Genomic DNA, 16,670 nt, shown 5'->3' with positions numbered 1-16,670 from the left:
CCGAACGCACTGCGTCCACATTCACCGCGACCGCATGCACCAGGCCCGTATTCGCCGCGTCCGCATTCACAGAACCCACACTCGCCCGGCCCACATTCGCCGCGCCCATATTCCCTGGGCCCATATTCCCCGGGCCCGCATTCACCGGGCCTGTATTCACAGCGCCCGCATTGACAGCACCCGCATTCACAGCACCCGACTTCACCGGGACCGCCGCCGCCCGGCGGGAGGGGTGAGCCGTGCGCCCGTTCGCCTACGCGGCCCCCGTCACGCTCGCCGAGGCCGTACGCGTCCTGTCGGAGGCCGGTCCTGGCGCGAAGGTGCTGGCCGGCGGCACCACCCTGTACGACCTGATGAGGCTGGACATCGAGACCCCGCCCACCGTCGTGGACGTGCGCGCCCTGCGCGAGTTGGGCGGGATGGACACATCGGGACCTGACGAGCTGTGGTTCGGCGCCGGGGCGCTGATGGCCGACGTGGCCGAGGACCCGGTGCTGGTGAACGACTACCCGGCGCTGGCCGAGTCCCTGGCCAAGGCCGCCTCCCACCAGTTGCGCAACATGGCGACCGTGGCCGGGAACCTGTTGCAGCGCACCCGGTGCGCGTACTTCAGGGGCCGCCCGGCCGTCCCGTGCAACAAGCGGCGCCCCGGCAGCGGCTGTGCCGCGATCGGCGGGCTGGACCGGGGGCACGCCCTGCTCGGCGGCAGCGACGCGTGCGTGGCCACGTACCCCGGCGACTGGGCGGTCGCGCTGATCGCCTTCGACGCCCTCGTCGACGTGGCCGGGCCCGCGGGCGAACGCACGCTCGCGCTGGCGGACCTGCACCTCGAACCCGGTGACACACCGGACAAGGAGCACACCCTGTCCTGGGACGAGATCGTCACCCGCATCCGGGTGCCGGTCACGCGGGCCGGGCGCGGGTCGACGTACCACAAGGTGCGGGATCGGGAGTCGTACGCGTTCGCGCTGGCCTCGGCCGCCGCCGCGGTGACGCTGGACGGCGGCGGCGCCGTACGGGAGTGCCGCATCGCGGTGGGCGGGCTCGCCACCAGGCCGTGGCGCTGCCACGAGGCCGAACGGGAGCTGACCGGCACACCGCTGGACCGCCGCGCCGCCCGCCGTGCAGGAGAGGCCGCGCTGGCCGGCGCCCGTCCGGGTACGCACAACGCCTTCCGTGTCGAGCTGGGCGTCCGCACCGTCGCCGAGGCGCTGCGGATCGCCGGAGAGCGGGCCGTACGATGAAGAACCCGCCGATCCCGCGCGTGGACGCGGCAGACCAGGTCATCGGGCCGACCCACCACGGCGACGGCCACCCGCCACCCCGCCCCGCCTACGCCACGCCCGTCCTCGCCACCGCCGCCAACGGCCGCATCACCCGCCTCGACACCGCCGAGGCCGCCGCCGTGCCCGGCGTACTGCTCGTGCTGTCGTACCTCGACGACCCGGGCAGCACCGCCGACGGCCACATCATGCGCGATGGCCAGGCCTGCCAGAGCCCGCCGCCCCTGCCGGACGACCGCGTCCCCTACCGGGGCCGGACGATCGCGCTGGTCGTGGCCGAGACACCGGTCGCCGCGGTGCAGGCGGCCGAGCTGGTGCGGACCGAGTACGAGACGAACCCGGACGCCGCCGAGCTGGACGCGGACACCACCGAGACCGCGCCCCTGCCCTTCCTAGCCGACGTCGTCGTCGGCGACGCCCACGGAGCCTACGAACGCAGCCCGCTACGCGTGGACGAGGTCTACGAGGTGGTCCACCAGGACCAGGAGCACCTCGCGCCGCTGGCCGTGGCCGCCCGCCGGCTCGGCCGCCCGGTCAAGCTGGTGCCGCCGCCCGCCCACGCCCGCCACCCCGCCGGTCCCCGTCCTGCCTGCCGCCACCGCGTACGCCTCGGCGCCGACCGCTCGGGCCGGCTGCTCGCCGCGATCCACGAGGCCGACCAGCAGGCGTCCCGGTACGACCCGCGCCCCGTCACCTACACCGAGCTGACCTCCCGCCTGTACGACATCAGGAACTTCCGCGTCCGCCGTCGTCACATCAGGACCGGCCCGCGACCACCCGGCCACCTGCCCACCCGGTTCGAGCACTCCACCCGGTTCTTCGCGGACCCTCCACCGTCCGAGCACCCGGCCGCCTTCGCGCTCGAGTCGGCCATCGACGAGATCGCCTGCCGCGCCGGACGCGACCCGGTGGAGCTGCGCCTGGCCAACGCCGCCCGTGTGAACCCGGTGACCGGCGAACCGTTGTCCTCCCGGCCTCTGGCGGCCTGCCTGCGGCGGGGCGCGGAGCTGTTCGGCTGGGCGGCGCGTACGCCGGACCCGGGCTCCATGCACGCCGACGACGGGACACCGATCGGCTGGGGCGTGGCCGCGGGTGCGTACGGCTTCGTCGCGCACTTCGCCGAGGTGCGGGTCGAGCCCATGGGGCGCGTACGCGTCACGCGGGTGGTCAGCGTGGCCGCCCGCGACCGCACGGCCGACCCCGTGACAGCCGAGGCCCAAGTACGCGACGCGGTGACCTGGGGCATCGGCGCGGCCGTCATCGACCATGACGGCATCAACCATGACAGCCTCGACCTCGACGGCATCGACGGGGACTCCATCCACGCGGACCTCATCCACGCGGGCCTCATCCAGGTGGACCTCATCGACCTGGACCTCGTCGACAGGTCCGGCCGCGCGCTCAACCCGATGGGCGCCAGGCCCTTCGGCGAGGTGACGCCGGCCGGCGTCGCGCCGGCCATCGCCAACGCCGTCTTCCACGCCACCGGCCACCGCCCGCGCCGCCTGCCGATCCGCACCGAGGATCTGCTCTGACGGGTTGTCGCGAGCCCCGGCATGGGATAGACACGTCTCAGATCGGTGCCCGCAGGAGGTTCCCGTGGCCGGCTCGCCGACGATCCTCGACACCACAGGCGCACACCTCTACACCCAGGCCGACGAGCTGCGCGCCGCCGGCCCCGCCGTCCGGGTACGCCTGCCGGGCGACCTCGTCGCCTGGTCGGTCAGCCGCGGCGACGTCGTCAAGCGCCTGCTCACCCACCCCGACGTGTCCAAGGACGCCCGGAGGTCCTGGCCCGGCTACCGCCCGTTCGCCATCGCCTGGCTGACCGCGTGGGTGGACGTCGTCAGCATGCTCACCGCCGACGGCGACGACCACAAACGACTCAAGGACCTGGTCGGCAGGGCCTTCACCGCCCGCCGCATCGAGGCCATGCGCCCGGCCGTCGAGCGGATCGCCGAGTCGCTGCTCGACGACCTCGCCGCGACCCCGCCCGGCCGGGCGGTGGACCTGCGGGCCCGCTACGCGTACCCGATCCCGAGCGGGGTGGTCTGCGACCTGTTCGGCGTCCCGGACGACCAGCGGCCCGCGATGCTGGAGGCCATCGACTCCGTCCTGGACAACTCCGCCGGCGTCGAGCGGGCCACGGAGGTCCAGCGCCAGATGTACGCCACCATGCGCCGCCTCGTCGAGACCAAGCGGGCCAGTCCCGGCGACGACATGACGAGCATGCTGCTCACGGCGCAGGAGGCCGACGGCGACCGGCTCGGCATGGACGAGATGATCAGCACCCTGATACTGATGATCGGTGCGGGCAGCGAGACCGCCGTGTCGCTCATCGACCACGTGGTCATCGCCATGCTGACCCATCCCGGCCAACTTGCTACCGTGCTCGCCGCGCCGGAGCGATGGGACGACGTCATCGAGGAGAGCCTGCGCCGCGACCCGCCGGTCATGCACCTGCCGTTGCGCTACGCCACCGCGGACCTCGATCTCGGCGAGGGCGTCACGATCGGCCGGGGCGAGCTCATCCTGATCGCGTTCGGCGCACACGGCCGTGATCCGGCCGTCAATCCCGACCCCGGACGGTTCGACATCGACCGGCACGACCGGCGGCACCTGGCGTTCGGGCACGGCATCCACTTCTGCCTGGGCGCCCCGCTGGCCCGGCTCGAAGCGGCCGTCGCGCTGCCCGCCCTGTTCCGGCGGTTCCCGGGCATCAGGCTCGCGGCGGAGCCCGGCGAGCTGCGCCCGCAGCCCTCCTTCACGGGCAGCGACGTACAGTCCCTGCCCGTCCTGCTGACATAGCCGCCGCCACCGGACACGGGAACAGGCGCCGCGCCCGTACCACCATCACCCGAGGGAGGTGAGAAGATGCCGCAGCCAACCGCGCCATCCCTCCCCGCTCAGCCGCATCGGGCTGACGCGGAGGAACTCGGCCATCGTGACGAGTTTGGTTTCGCCGTGACCGGACAGGACCACCAGCATCCGGAACCGCGACAGGGTGACCTCGTCCTCGACCGCCCCCAGCGATCGCGCGGCCACGGCGTCCACAAGCCGAGAGCCGGTCGGCACCGCCGTGGCGAGGTGCTCTCCCGGCGCCAGAGCAAGCCTCAGCGTCCGGCCCCGTGGTCGCTGTTGTACGCGGTCGCGACGGCAGCCGTTTCGTGCCGTTGCACTATGCAATGATAAAGTGACGAACCGTTGAGAACCGGAGGGGTGGAATGGGAAGCGCAGACCGTATCGGCTTCTCCTGGATCGTCACTGAGCGTGACGACTCCGCCGTCCTGAGCCCTGCCGGGGATCTGGACCTGGCCTCGATGGAGGAGTTCCGCAACGGGCTGACCCAGGCGATGGCCTGTATGCGTCCGCCGCTCGTGGTCGTCGATCTCGAGGGGGTCGCCTTCTGTGACTCCTCGGGGCTCAACACGCTCATCTGGGCCGCGAACGCCGTGGAGGCCGCCGGCGGCCGGCTCCGGCTGACCGGGCTGCAGCCGCGGGTGACCCGGCTGCTGCGGCTGACCGGGCTCGACAAGAGGTTCGTCGTCTGCGAGACGACGGGCGGGTCCTGACGCCGCGGGTGCCCGCGCCACGGCAGGCAGCGTCCCCTCGCCGGCTCGTCGGAGGATGGCTGACATACGGAATCGACTGAACGGTAGGCCTCCCGACGTCGCTCCGGCCGACCGACAGTGATCATGCAGACAGCCCTTGGCCGATCTTCTTCCATTCGTCGGAAGAAGCGACCAAGAGCTGTCTCGTTGATCACGCGGGTCACTCCGCAGTCCCGCGACCTGGTGATCGAGTCAGCAGAACATCGGCTTGCCGGCGTCCTTGGGAACCTCCGGCATGGAGTCGACGACCTTCACTGTGATCACCGCCATACTGCCACCCGGGATCTCCCTGACCTGTCCGCCCTCCTGCTGCCCGATCCAGCTCTGATAGCCGAGGAACCGGTACGTGGCAGGCTCGAAGATGAACTCCCCGCGTTCCCAGCCGCCGGGGGTCTCGAATTTCAGCGAGGCGCCCACCCCGTGTCGTCCGGCGGGGTCGGTGAGGTCCGGGACGACGGTCGCGGTCGGCATCTTGGACAGCGCGGCGAAGACCGTGGCCCTGGTCCGGGAGGGGGTGAGCGGGTCCCGCGCCAGCGTGAACAATCGGCTCCCGATGACCTTCTCGACCCTCATGTCGATCTCGTTCTGGCCCAGGTCCTTCTCTCCTCGCCTGCGCTGGTCCGACCGGACGAACGCCTCCGCGTCCCGGCGGATCTTCGCCAGCACCTGATCAGGATCGGCGGGAAGATCGGCGGCCTGGGGAGGCAGGCCCAGGGAGTTCTCGTGGCACTGCCCCGCGCGCTGGTACTCCACTGTTCCGGGGGATTGCACGTACTCCGGGCTTCGTCCGCTGATGGCGTGTGTCTGCCCGTACGTCGAGCGGGTCAGGGTCTTGCCGGGTTCCCCGGCCGGCATCCACATCTCGCGGCGCACGTCCTGGGTGTAATCGCCCTCGGGGCCGCTGGCGAACGTGACGGTCTTCTGGTCGACGTAGACGAACTGCCCCGGCCCGGGCCGCACATCCTCCCGCGCCGCGACGGAGGCCGCGTGCCGGAGCAACTCGGCGGCGCTGGCCGGAGGCGTCCCGAGTGGAGCGGAGTCGTCACCGCCACGCACCAGGACCAGTCCCGCGGTCACCGCCGCCGCGAGGCCCACGGCCACGCCGGCCCTCATCGCCCACCTGCCGCCGGGGAAGCCGCGAAGAGGCAGCCGACGTGACGGCGCCGGCTGACGGTGGCCGCTCCCGGTCCGCTCGGCCTCGATCTCCTCGGCCAGCAGCACCCATGCGCGCGCGGTCACCTCGGGCGCGGGTCCGGGCAGGCTGTCCTGGCAGTCCTTGATCACTTCGAGTTCGTTCGTCACAGTGCCTCCCCGGCGGGGCCGATGATCTTGCGGAGCTTCTTGCGGGCGCGGTTGAGACGCGATCCCACCGTCCCCTTGGGTATGCCGAGGGCCTCGGCCACCTCCTCGTAGCTGAGCTGGGCACAGGCGACCAGCAGCAGGACGTCCCTGTCCCCGGCCGAGAGCCGGGCGAGGCCGGCGGCCAGCCGCGGCTGCATCACCGCCGCGGAGACCCGTTGCGCGACGCGCTCGTCGTGACTGGTGATCTCCACGGCGTCGGCGCTCCTGGCCAGCGCCCGATACCTGCGCGCCTCGCCGCGACGATGTTCGGCGACCAGGTTGGAGGCGATGCCGTACAGCCAGGGGCGGGCGTTGGGACAGGTGAGGTCGAAGCGGTCCCGGTCGCGGAAGGCGCGCAGAAAGGTTTCCGCGGCGAGGTCATCTGCGACCGTCTCGCCCAAGCGCAGGTGGACATAGCGGTGGATGTGTGCGAAATAACGATCGAAGACGGCGCCGAAGCGATCAGGGTGATGGCGCGACGCCTCTATCACCTGCGCGTCGGTGCCCTCGCTGGGGGGCGCCGAATCTCGGGGGGGAGCTGTCATGAATGGCGGTCTTTCAGTCGACTACGTCGGAACACCCCTAGTTCGGCGAACCCCCGATTCTTATTCACGGTCCATCGCGGCTACCCGCGATCGACCGTGAAGCTGTCACCCGCCTGCGAGGAAAGAGTACGAAGCCGCTGACCTCGTCGCTGCGCTTGACGATCTCCGGGGTGAGCCGGATGCCCCTTTTGGCCCAAGTGACGAGCTGTCCGGGTAGGCGCTGGCGGCCCTGATCGGCGAGATCCCCTCATACCGGTCGCGCAGGCGTTCCAGCGCGGGCTTGGCACCGTCGCGGTCCTGGACGCGAGGTTGTCACTTCAGGGCGACTTGTCGGTTACAGGCGAAGCCGTCGGTGTGCGCGAGTTGTTGTCGGTGGTCATGTCAGCGTTCAGGTGAAGTTGACGGATGCCGCCCTCGGCTCCGATCTTGGTGGTGCAGAATGCTCAATCATGACGGCTTTGTGCGCGCCGGCCGGCGGGCGGGACGGTCCGCCCTGTTGGCAGCGTCTTGGGGCGAAGGCATGAGGTGGCGGCTCGCAGCGTCAGTCGTTTGCGCGCTGGTCGCTGCAGCGCTGGCCGCCGCACAGGTCCTCGCGGCGCACCGCTTGGGCATCAATGAATGGACGACTGCGGGGGGTTCGTACTCGGAGTACATCGACTGGGACCACGCACTGACTCGTTCCACGTGGTATCCGGTCGCTTCCACACTGGTCGCCTCCGCGATCACGTACCGTGTGTTTCGGCGTATGCCGTGGTCGTGGCTGTGGCTGCCGCCAGTGGCTTGGCTCGGCTCCTGTCTGACCGCTGCTCCGCTTCTGTACGCCCTGGCGTCCGCAACGCCGGAAGCCGGCATCAACTCCAGCCCACTCGAGGTGGCCTGGGCGACCATCATCGGCGGCGCGATCGGCGTCGCCGCTGCGATGGCGGCGCTGCGAGATCGGGAGATCGGGGTCGGCCTGCTGGCCTACACACTGTGGGTCTCCTTGCTGGAATTCACCTGGCCATGGTGGTGGGACAGGGCGCCCACCTTCGACCCCATGCTCACGGAAGGCACGCTGAGTGGCAAGACCGGTGAGTACGTGGTGAAGGCGACCTTCATCGAGGCCGGTGGGATCACCGCCGGGCTGATCGGACCAGTCATGGTCAGCGGAATCATCGCGGCGTGGGCGGCGGCACAGCACGGCCGACGGAATCACGGTGTCCAAGCGGGCGTGGCCGGCCCACTTCTGCTCTTCTCTGTCTACGTCACGATCGACCCAGGCTTGGACAACCAGGACAGTATTCAGGCCACTCTGTGGGCCAACTCCCTGTTGGCGGTGCTGATCGGGCTGTGCGTCAGCTTGCTCACCGCCACCGTCGCCCAGATCATCGCGAAACAGAAGCAGGCCGGTGCTTTTTGGTTCCGAACCCGGATCCGGCTGTGAAGGGATCTGGGGCGCAACTGTATCGGATGGGCTGTGATCCCACCGGCTGGGGAGCACCAGCGCGTTCGTATCTCCATCGGCCGTCCAGGAGAGTCTGATCAACCCGATGAACGGGCCAGATGGGAAGGACGCGCCGTGACGTCCCTAACCCTCAGCAGGCAACGTCGACCGCAGGCGCCTGATCGTCCTCAGAATCTCGTCCCTGTTCTTCGCGACCTTCACCCAGGTGGGAAGCCGCTCCACCAAGCTCATCGGCGCGAAGGGCGCCACATTGCCTCGCTCGCGCAACCGAGCCGCCACATAAGCCTCCAGCAGCACGAGATGCCTGACGTCATATGCCCATAGCACCTGGCCACAGCAACTCGCCTGCAACCACACAGGCCGCCGGAAGTAGGGGTCAAACGGGCCGCCGATCTCAATCGAGGCCACCGCAGCGTCCTGGAAGAAGCCACATGCCTTACAGCGCAGCCTCCGTTGGAAGTTCATGAACCCCGTGGAACGGGACTCTCCTTCCTCGGACAGCCCAGGGTGAGGCAAGACCACGGCGCACCCTTCACACCGCGGACAGCGCACCAGGACCTCATCGAGGAAGTCGTACTTGCTTGCGCGCTCATCCCGAAACCGATCACCGGATTCTGGCGCACGCCCGCTCACCTGATCAGTGTGCCAGAACCGGACCCCAAACCAGCGAAGACATCCACCCCACCGAACTCGGACCTGGCTCCGTGATCGCACCGGCAAGCCACGCGTGGGCAGGCAGTGGTACACGGCGCTCAGCGGGGCAGGGGAAGGTCCAGCTTCTCTCGGAGGTCTGTCAGCCCTCGCGTGCGTTCCTCATCGCGGCTGTCCTCGACATGGGTGTGGAGCGCGAGCACCAGCCTGCGGCCACGCTCGTAGCGTTCATCGCTCCACGTCTTCAGACGCTCCAGACCCGCGTGTACCGGTCCGAACTTCGCGGGGAACAGATACAGGCCGACGTCGACGAGCGCCGGACTGCTGACCGCCTTCTGGTAGAGGGCGGACTCGAAGGGCTCACGCACCACCTCGCCCTCGCTCACAGCGCTGTTCTCCACCTGGTCGTAGACGAGGTCCAGCCACGTATCGCCCGCCAGCAACTCGCCGAACCGGACGGCGACCCATGGGTGCAGCCCCTTGCTCCCTCCCTTGGCCGGGTGAGACTCCCCGCGCGCGTAGTGGAGCACCTTGCCCGCCCGCTCCGTCTCATCCTGCCCGATGAGGATGTGCCCCTCCAGATGGGCCGCATAGCCGGCGAGCAGGCCGTCACACATCTCTCGTGCGTACGTAAGCGGTTCGACGGCCAAGGGGCCCAGCCAGGGGTCCTCTCCCGCGGCCACCTGCTTCAGCCACCCTTGGCAGGAGCCGTCCAGGCCGTCCTCGCCGAGTTCGATGCCCGCCAGCGCCATGGCCGCGTGCCCGGACACGGCGGTACGTCCCGCGCCGGCGATCGTGGTCAGCAAGGCGCGAGCCGCCGGGACGTCACCCGCCCTGTACGCCGCCAGCCCGCGTTCGACCTCGTCCGGCACCGGACTCAGGGGATCAGGAGGAAGCGGAAGGGGCGAGCCGTCGGAACCCAGCCGAGCTCGATCGGCCATGTCACTGCTCTCGGTTGGGGAGCGTTTCCGCGCGCGAGCATCTCACGAGCGACCGACACTTGATCGCGAGAGCTCGGCAATTCGCCGGAAGCAGGCGTTTCATTCCGATGCGGCGCAACGCTGGTGGACCGCGATCAGTTCGTTCAGGGGCACTAAGCCAGTCGTCCGACCGCTCCGACGAGGCTGGGCACGGTGAGGTCGACCTCGACCAGCCGGTCGAGTTCCGAGTCCGGCCGCCACGACTTCACCGGTACGAGCCCCGGCTCCAGCAGCGTCATCCCGTCGAAGTACGCGGAGATCTGCTTCAGCGACCGGGCCACCAGCGCCCCGGGCTTGGTCGACCGGTACACCTGCTGCCCCGCCCTGACCCTGGGATCGTCCGTGTCCGGCGCGTAGAAGTGGGTGATCAGCAGGTGGCTGCCCGGCACCAGCGGCGCGCGCAAGGCCGCCACGATGCCGCTCACCTGCTCGTCGTCCGGTACGAAGTGCAGCACCGCCGACATCAGCACCGCGACGGGCCGGTCGAAGTCGAGGTGCCCGGTGACCTCGGGCGAGGCGAGAACGGCGGCAGGGTCGGTGACGTCGCCCCAGACCGCGAGGGTTTCCGAGGTCTCGGCCAGCAGGGCGCGGGCGTGGGTCAGGACGATGGGATCGTTGTCGACGTAGACGACCCTGGCGTCGGGGGCGACCCGCTGGGCGACCTGGTGGACGTTCTCCTGCGTGGGCAGCCCGGCGCCGAGATCGAGGAACTGGCGCACGCCCTGCTCGGCCATGAGCCGTACGGCCTTGCCGATGAACGCGCGGTTGTCGCGGGCCGTCTCGCGCACCTCGGGGACGATCGCGATGATCTTCTCGGCGGCCACGCGGTCCGCGCGGAAGTGGTCCTTGCCTCCGAGGTAGAAGTCGTACATGCGGGCCACGCTCGGGACCGACGGGTCGACACCGGGCAATTGCGGCTCAGCACTGCTCACGTGTGGTCTCCCTGCACAGGCGTGGCGCCAGCGTAGCGATCAAGCGAGGCGCGGTGAACCCCTATTTCCCCGCCCGGCGCGGGCCTGGTGCGCACGCGGGACGGCGGGTTACGGGAGACTTGGCGGGTGAGTTCCGAGAACGGGCCGCCGGCCGCCCCGGAGATCAGCACCTCCATCGTGGTGCTGACACTGGCGCGCCGGATCGAGACCGAGCTCAACGCCGCCCTCGCGCCGCTTGACCTGTCGGTGAGCCGACTCGGGCTGCTCGGGCACATCGCGGCCGTGCCCGGCGTCTCGTTCAGCGACCTGGCCCGTATGTCGGGGATCACCGTGCAGAGCGTGCACACGGCGGTGAAGGCGCTGGTCGGGGCGGGGCTGGTGCGTGACCAAACCGCCCGCGCCGGGTCGGCGGCGGCCATCGAGCTGACACCCGACGGCACCCGTCTGCTCCAGGAGGCGCAGGCGAAGGTGGCGGGGGTGGACGAGCGCCTGTTCGGGCCGGCGGCCGACCCGATCCAGCAGCAGGTAGGCGACGCGATCCGGACCGCCTTCACCCCCTCCGCCCCCTGACCGCCCACCCCACTCGTCACCGGGGCGACGTCCCCGAGTCCCGCGCCACGTCAACGGCCTGTGTCCCTCGGTCGAGCCATGACCTTCAGACGGCCTGAAGGTCATGAGGTAGGCTTCAGGCTGCCTGAAGGTTGGCGGTTCGGAGGGAGAACTCATGGCAGCCGTGCTGTTGTCGGTGCACGTGATCGCGGCGATCGTGTTCGTGGGCGGCTCGTCCGTGGCGACGAGCCTGTTCCCGCGGTACGTCCCCGTCGCGCCGGAAGGCGTCCAGGAGGGCGCGGACGACGGGCGGAGCCGGACGGTGGCGGCGGCGATGCACCGCATCACGCGCGGCTACAGCATCGCCGCGATCATCGTGCCCGCCGCCGGAATCGTCCTGGCCCTCCTACAGGGCCGCATGGGCGAGTTGTGGATCATCCTGTCCCTGGTGCTCACGGCGGCCGCGGGCGTCCTGCTGGCCTGGCAGATCAACCCCCGCCAGCGCGCCGCCCTGGCCGTGCCGGGCGCGCGCGAACGGCTGCGCCCCCTGACCATGCTGGCCGGGGGCTACAACCTGATCTGGGCGGTGGTCGCGGTGTTGATGATCACCCAGCCGGGCGGGTGAGCGTGCGCGGGCGGGCCGCGACGCCCGTCGGCGATCGCGGCCCCCGCTGTCCGGGGTCGGCGCCCAGGGGTGACGGCCCGCCGTTCAGCCCGCGAAGAGCTGGGAGAGCTTGAGGAACAGCTCGTACACCCCGTACGCGAAGGGCAGCCCCACCCACAGCCACGCCAGCGCCATCAGCCAGGTACGCCGTCCCCCGGTCTCTACGGTGCTCATACCGCCTGTCCCTTCTCCGTCACCGGCGACTGCCGCACCGGTGAGCCATCCTGCTGCGCGGGCCGTTCGTGGTAGCGCTCGTGCACCGGCCTGATCAGTTCGTTGGCCAGGAAGCCCACCGCGAGCAGCCCGATCATGATGAACAGCGAGGTCGTGTAGAGGTCGGGCCCCGCGTGTCCGGCGGCCTTCTGCGCGTCGGCGATGGCGTTGACGATCAGCGGCCCCAGCACGCCCGCCGTGGACCAGGCGGTGAGCAGCCGGCCGTGGATGGCGCCGACCTGGTACGTGCCGAACAGGTCCTTGAGGTAGGCGGGCACGGTCGCGAAGCCGCCGCCGTAGAAGGACAGGATGCCCAGCGCGCACACGATGAACAGCGGCTTGGCGCTCGCGCCGAACAGGGCGATGACGAGATACAGCAGCGCGCCGACGCCCAGGTAGACGCGGTACATGTTCTTGCGCCCGATCAGGTCGGAGGTGGAGGACCAGACGAAGCGCCCGGCCATGTTCGCCAGCGACAGCAACGCGACGAACCCGGCCGCCGCCCCCACCGCGACCGCCGCGTGGGTGCCGGCGAAGAAGTCCGTGATCATCGGCGCGGCCTTCTCCAGGATGCCGATGCCGGCGGTGACGTTGCAGCACAGGACGACCCACAGCAGGTAGAACTGCGGGGTACGGATCGCGTTGCGAGCCGAGACGTCGGCCGTGGTGATCAGCGGGCGGCTGCCGGCCGGGCTCGGCGTCCAGCCCTTGGGCCGCCAGCCGTCGGGCGGCACCCGTACGAGCAGCACGCCCATCGACATGAACACGGCGTAGACGAGGCCGTGCACGAGGAACGTCGTGGCGATGCCGGTCGTGGTCGCCCCGAAGGAGGTGAGCATCTGCGCCGACCACGGCGAGGCGATCAGCGCTCCCCCGCCGAACCCCATGATCGCGATCCCGGTCGCCATGCCCGGCCGGTCGGGGAACCACTTGATCAGCGTGGACACCGGCGAGATGTAGCCGATGCCGAGCCCGATCCCGCCGACGAAGCCGTAGCCGAGCACCACCAGCCAGTACTGCCGGGTGAGCACGCCCAGCGCGGACAGCAGGAAGCCCGAGGAGAAGCAGGTCATCGAGACGAACATGGCCCAGCGGGGCCCGTTGCGCTCGACGAGCGTGCCGCCGAAGGCCGCCGACAGGCCGAGCATCACGATGCCGAGCTGGAACGGCAGGGCGCTCTGAGTCCCGGAGAGCTGGAGGGTGGACTCCAGCGCGGGCTTGAAGACGCTCCACGCGTACGCCTGCCCGATGGCCAGATGCACCGACAGCGCCGCGGGCGGCACGAGCCAACGGCTCCAGGTGGGCGCCGCCACGATGCGGGAACGACTCAGGAAACCTGTGGGACTGGCGAATCTCGTACTCTCTGCCACGTGTCAGCGCTATCACATACGGTATGCAGTATTTGGAATATGACCCGCTCTTTACGGCAAGCGGTCAGATCTGGTCGATGAGCGGCTCAGCCCCGATACGCGGGAAGTCCAAGGGCCCCACCCGGCCTCCGGCTAGGGAAAACCCTAGGTCACCTCCCGTGGCGGCGGCCGCGACGCCGGTGGGAACGTGCCGGTGGCACGTGCCGTCCTTCGATCGCGGCACGCACAGACCAGGGTGGTGGACGAGATGACCGAGCCATCAGGCGGGGTGGCGAAGCAGGAGCTTCCGGACTTCCTGCGCACGGCGGCGGACACGTTGACGCTCGACGACCGCAGGCTGCTGGTCCAGCAGGCGCTGGTGCTCATCGAGCAGAACTACGTGCACCTGCCGCTGAAGGCCGCGATGCACGCCGTGAACCCGGTGCAGCGGCTGCGGCTGCTGGCCGTACGGCTCAACAGGCAGACCCCGAGCACCATGGGCCCGGAGTGGCGCTTCCACGCGGAGCTGTCGGAGATCTTCCACGCGGTACGCGACCTGCACACCAACTACGTCCTCCCCCAGCCGTACGCGGGCAAGATCGCCTACCTGCCGTACCTGATCGAGGAGTATTACACCGGCGACGAACGCCACTACGTCGTCACCAGGACCGTCGGAGGCTTCACCGCCCCTGGCTTCGGCCCCGGCGTGGAGGTGACCCACTGGAACGGCGTCCCCATCGACCGCGCGGTGGACCTCAACGCGGCCAGGTTCGCGGGCAGCAACCCGGCGGCCCGGCACGCGCGCGGCCTGCAGTCGCTGACGATCCGGCCGCTGCGCCTGCACGTGCCGCCGGACGAGACCTGGGTGGTGCTCACGTACGTGGGGGCCGACGGCATCAGCAGGGAGCTGCGCGAGGGCTGGCGCGTGACCGACAACCAGCCGTCGTTCGTGGACGCCGACCAGCTCACCGTCGCCGCCGTCGCCCAGGGGCTCGACCTCGGCGCGGACGAGATCGGCCGGGCGCTGAAGATGCTGTACGTCCCCGAGGCCGTCACCCCGCTGGAGGTCCTGGGCGGCGCGGAGCTGACGGCCGAGCCCACCGAGCCCGGGACCGACCTCCCGACGTCGATGCCGGGCTTCTTCCGGGCCCGCAGCGTCGTCACGCCGTCGGGCACGTTCGGCCACATCCGGATCTTCAGCTTCAGCGTCAACGACCCGGACGCGTTCGTACGGGAGTTCGTCCGCCTCATCGAGCTGCTGCCGCAGAACGGGCTCATCGTGGACGTGCGCGACAACGGCGGCGGCCACATCTTCGCCGCCGAGTTCCTGCTGCAGACGCTCACCCCGCGCCCCATCGTGCCGGAGCCGACCCAGTTCATCACCACGTCGCTGAACCTGCGCATCTGCGACCAGCACCGCGAGAACCCGACCGGCGAGATCGACCTCGGCCCCTGGTGCCCGTCGATGGAGCAGGCGCTGGAGACGGGCTCGGTCTACTCCGGCAGCTTCTCCATCACACCGGCGGGCGGGGCCAACGCCATCGGCCAGCGGTACTTCGGGCCGGTCGTACTGGTCACCAACGCCCTGTGCTACTCGGCGACCGACATCTTCGCGGGCGGGTTCCAGGACCACGAGATCGGCCAGATCCTCGGCACGGACGACAACACCGGCGCGGGCGGCGCCAACGTCTGGACCCACGGGCTGCTCAAGCTCCTGCTCGAACTGCCCTCCCCGGTCGCCGACAACCCCTACACGGAGCTGCCGGGGCAGGCGAACATGCGGGTCTCGATCAGGCGCACGCTGCGGGTGAACGACCTGGCGGGCACGCCCGTCGAGGACCTCGGCGTGGTGCCCGGCCACCGTCACCGGATGACCCGCGCGGACGTCCTGCAGGGCAACGCCGACCTGCTCGCGCGGGCCGGCGAGCTGCTGGCCGGGCGGCCGGTGCGGCGGCTCGACGTACGGGTGGCGCCGGACGAGCTGACCTTCACGACACGGCTCGTGGACCGGGTGGACGTCTACCTGGACGGCCGACCGCAGGTCTCGGTGGACGTGATGGCGGAGGTCATGACCGTGCCGGTGCCAGGGGCGGGATCGGCGCGCGTCATCAGGGTCGAGGGGCTCCAGGACGAGATCCTGGTCGCGGCCCGCACCATCGTCCCGCACTGAGACTCCCGCACCGAGCCTTCCGCACTGAGACTCCCGCGCTGAGCCTTCCGTACTGAGCCGACGAGCCGAACCGGGCGGGAGATCACGTTCAGGTGCCGTGACCGCGGCTCCGGGCGGGCCGGGACGCCTCCGGTGAGGGCGTCCCCGCCATCACCCGGTCGGCCTCGGCGACGAGCGGGCTGTCGCGGTGCACCTGCCAGCCGGTCCGCAGGCGGCGCAGCTCGGCGTCCACGCGGGCCGAGGCGATCAGCGGCACGTCGTCGCTCAGCGTCAGCGCCGTGACGGCCGCCTGCTCGGGGTCACCGGCGCGAAGGTAGGCGTGCGCGGCCCGCAGGCCGATCAGCACCCGGGTACGCGCCTCGACCGGACGGCGGTCGTTCATGGAGGCGGTGAAGTGGCGGGCGGCGGTGGCGTGGTCGCCGAGCTGGGTGAGGGTCAGGCCGATCTGGTGTTCCAGGGATTCACGGCGGTAGTTGCCCGTCCACTCCGTCTCCGGGGGCGAGTCCGCCCGTTCGAGCTGGGTCTCCGTACGGCGGAGCAGGCTCAGGGCGTCCCAGCGGGTGCCCGCCGCCGCGTGCGCCTCGGCGCGCATGCCGGTGATCCAGGCCAGCGTGCGCCCTGGCCCGTGCCCGCCCAGCGCGGAGGCCGCCGCGTCGGCCAGCGCGAGGGCCTCGCCGTCGTGGCCCAGCTCGGCGGCCTGCACGGCCATGCTGCGTAACGCCGTGGCCCGTAGCAGCAGGTCACCGGCCTCGTCCGCGAGCCGTACCGTGCTGATGTAGTAGCGCTGCGCCAGCGCGTTCGCCCCTGCGTCCATGGCCATGTACGCGGCCAGATAGCTCAGCTCGGCGGCCGCCGTGAACAGGTCGGGCCTGGTGCGGCCGGTCGCCTCCCGTAGCAGGGGCGTGACCTCGCGCGACAGGTACGCGGCGACGGCGGTG

General features: G+C 70.5%; 16 protein-coding genes. 8 read left to right on the top strand and 8 right to left on the bottom strand.

Features of this window, described 5'->3' with window-relative positions:
• Positions 1-239 precede the first annotated feature (239 nt).
• The 3 genes from ABD844_RS13100 (at position 240) to ABD844_RS13090 (ending at position 4,091) form a co-directional block, all read left to right on the top strand.
• Positions 240-1,244 carry an FAD binding domain-containing protein gene (locus ABD844_RS13100; RefSeq protein WP_344876489.1) on the top strand — a complete coding sequence of 335 codons (1,005 nt, stop codon included), beginning with the start codon at positions 240-242 and terminating at the stop codon, positions 1,242-1,244.
• Entirely contained in the window at positions 1,241-2,818 is a 1,578-nt protein-coding gene (locus tag ABD844_RS13095; protein WP_344876487.1) for a xanthine dehydrogenase family protein molybdopterin-binding subunit, read from the top strand. The genes ABD844_RS13100 and ABD844_RS13095 overlap by 4 nt, the downstream gene beginning before the upstream one ends.
• 64 nt (positions 2,819-2,882) lie before the next feature.
• A complete protein-coding gene (locus ABD844_RS13090) occupies positions 2,883-4,091 on the top strand; it encodes a cytochrome P450 family protein (protein ID WP_344876485.1) in 1,209 nt (402 codons plus the stop codon).
• A gap of 45 nt (positions 4,092-4,136) precedes the next feature.
• On the opposite strand, the gene ABD844_RS13085 is transcribed toward ABD844_RS13090, so the two are convergent.
• Positions 4,137-4,328 (bottom strand): hypothetical protein, encoded by a 192-nt coding sequence (locus ABD844_RS13085; RefSeq protein ID WP_344876483.1) that lies wholly within the window; start codon positions 4,326-4,328, stop codon positions 4,137-4,139.
• A 179-nt stretch (positions 4,329-4,507) separates the two neighbouring features.
• Here ABD844_RS13085 and ABD844_RS13080 point away from each other — a divergent pair, with 179 nt between their 5' ends.
• Complete coding sequence (locus ABD844_RS13080; protein WP_344876481.1) at positions 4,508-4,855, top strand: STAS domain-containing protein; 348 nt, start codon at positions 4,508-4,510, stop codon at positions 4,853-4,855.
• A 231-nt stretch (positions 4,856-5,086) separates the two neighbouring features.
• On the opposite strand, the gene ABD844_RS13075 is transcribed toward ABD844_RS13080, so the two are convergent.
• Complete coding sequence (locus ABD844_RS13075; RefSeq protein WP_344876479.1) at positions 5,087-6,196, bottom strand: CU044_5270 family protein; 1,110 nt, start codon at positions 6,194-6,196, stop codon at positions 5,087-5,089.
• Positions 6,193-6,726 (bottom strand): RNA polymerase sigma factor, encoded by a 534-nt coding sequence (locus ABD844_RS13070; RefSeq protein WP_344876521.1) that lies wholly within the window; start codon positions 6,724-6,726, stop codon positions 6,193-6,195. Before ABD844_RS13070 ends, ABD844_RS13075 begins: the two co-directional genes overlap by 4 nt.
• 493 nt (positions 6,727-7,219) lie before the next feature.
• Between ABD844_RS13070 and ABD844_RS13065 the strand changes: the two genes are divergently transcribed.
• The gene (locus tag ABD844_RS13065) at positions 7,220-8,203 is read left to right on the top strand and encodes a hypothetical protein (RefSeq protein ID WP_344876477.1); all 984 of its coding nucleotides are present in this window, start codon (positions 7,220-7,222) and stop codon (positions 8,201-8,203) included.
• Between the two features lie 773 nt (positions 8,204-8,976).
• Here ABD844_RS13065 and ABD844_RS13060 read toward each other — a convergent pair.
• A complete protein-coding gene (locus tag ABD844_RS13060; protein ID WP_344876475.1) occupies positions 8,977-9,747 on the bottom strand; it encodes a hypothetical protein in 771 nt (256 codons plus the stop codon).
• 221 nt (positions 9,748-9,968) lie between these two features.
• Entirely contained in the window at positions 9,969-10,787 is an 819-nt protein-coding gene (locus ABD844_RS13055; protein ID WP_344876473.1) for an SAM-dependent methyltransferase, read from the bottom strand.
• A 126-nt stretch (positions 10,788-10,913) separates the two neighbouring features.
• On the opposite strand from ABD844_RS13055, the gene ABD844_RS13050 reads away from it, so the two are divergent.
• Together ABD844_RS13050 and ABD844_RS13045 are read left to right on the top strand one after the other, a co-directional pair.
• A complete protein-coding gene (locus tag ABD844_RS13050; RefSeq protein ID WP_344876471.1) occupies positions 10,914-11,357 on the top strand; it encodes a MarR family winged helix-turn-helix transcriptional regulator in 444 nt (147 codons plus the stop codon).
• A 154-nt stretch (positions 11,358-11,511) separates the two neighbouring features.
• Positions 11,512-11,961 (top strand): hypothetical protein, encoded by a 450-nt coding sequence (locus ABD844_RS13045; RefSeq protein ID WP_344876469.1) that lies wholly within the window; start codon positions 11,512-11,514, stop codon positions 11,959-11,961.
• Positions 11,962-12,045: 84 nt separating this feature from the next.
• On the opposite strand, the gene ABD844_RS13040 is transcribed toward ABD844_RS13045, so the two are convergent.
• On the bottom strand, positions 12,046-12,174 hold the full coding sequence (locus ABD844_RS13040; protein ID WP_344876467.1) for an MFS transporter small subunit: 129 nt from the start codon (positions 12,172-12,174) through the stop codon (positions 12,046-12,048).
• Positions 12,171-13,496 (bottom strand): OFA family MFS transporter, encoded by a 1,326-nt coding sequence (locus tag ABD844_RS13035; protein WP_344876465.1) that lies wholly within the window; start codon positions 13,494-13,496, stop codon positions 12,171-12,173. Before ABD844_RS13035 ends, ABD844_RS13040 begins: the two co-directional genes overlap by 4 nt.
• 334 nt (positions 13,497-13,830) lie before the next feature.
• On the opposite strand from ABD844_RS13035, the gene ABD844_RS13030 reads away from it, so the two are divergent.
• Positions 13,831-15,732: a S41 family peptidase gene (locus tag ABD844_RS13030; RefSeq protein WP_344876463.1), complete on the top strand. Its 1,902-nt coding sequence runs from the start codon at positions 13,831-13,833 to the stop codon at positions 15,730-15,732.
• A gap of 88 nt (positions 15,733-15,820) precedes the next feature.
• Here the strand turns inward: ABD844_RS13030 and ABD844_RS13025 are convergent.
• Positions 15,821-16,670, bottom strand: an 850-nt coding sequence (locus ABD844_RS13025) for an NsdA family TPR-like regulatory protein (protein ID WP_344876461.1), incomplete at its 5' end; no start/stop codon positions are given.

It is taken from the genome of Nonomuraea antimicrobica, from assembly GCF_039536965.1.
GTDB classification, from domain to species: Bacteria; Actinomycetota; Actinomycetes; order Streptosporangiales; family Streptosporangiaceae; genus Nonomuraea; species Nonomuraea antimicrobica.
This window is presented reverse-complemented; position numbering and strand designations above follow the sequence as displayed.

What these genes read in the sequence shown, in the direction of transcription:
- ABD844_RS13095 (WP_344876487.1), top strand. Translation starts at nt 1,241, where the DNA reads ATGAAGAACCCGCCGATCCCGCGCGTGGACGCGGCAGACCAGGTCATC.
- ABD844_RS13080 (WP_344876481.1), top strand. Translation starts at nt 4,508, where the DNA reads ATGGGAAGCGCAGACCGTATCGGCTTCTCCTGGATCGTCACTGAGCGT.
- ABD844_RS13065 (WP_344876477.1), top strand. Translation starts at nt 7,220, where the DNA reads ATGCTCAATCATGACGGCTTTGTGCGCGCCGGCCGGCGGGCGGGACGG.
- ABD844_RS13045 (WP_344876469.1), top strand. Translation starts at nt 11,512, where the DNA reads ATGGCAGCCGTGCTGTTGTCGGTGCACGTGATCGCGGCGATCGTGTTC.
- ABD844_RS13040 (WP_344876467.1), bottom strand. Translation starts at nt 12,174, where the DNA reads ATGAGCACCGTAGAGACCGGGGGACGGCGTACCTGGCTGATGGCGCTG.
- ABD844_RS13030 (WP_344876463.1), top strand. Translation starts at nt 13,831, where the DNA reads ATGACCGAGCCATCAGGCGGGGTGGCGAAGCAGGAGCTTCCGGACTTC.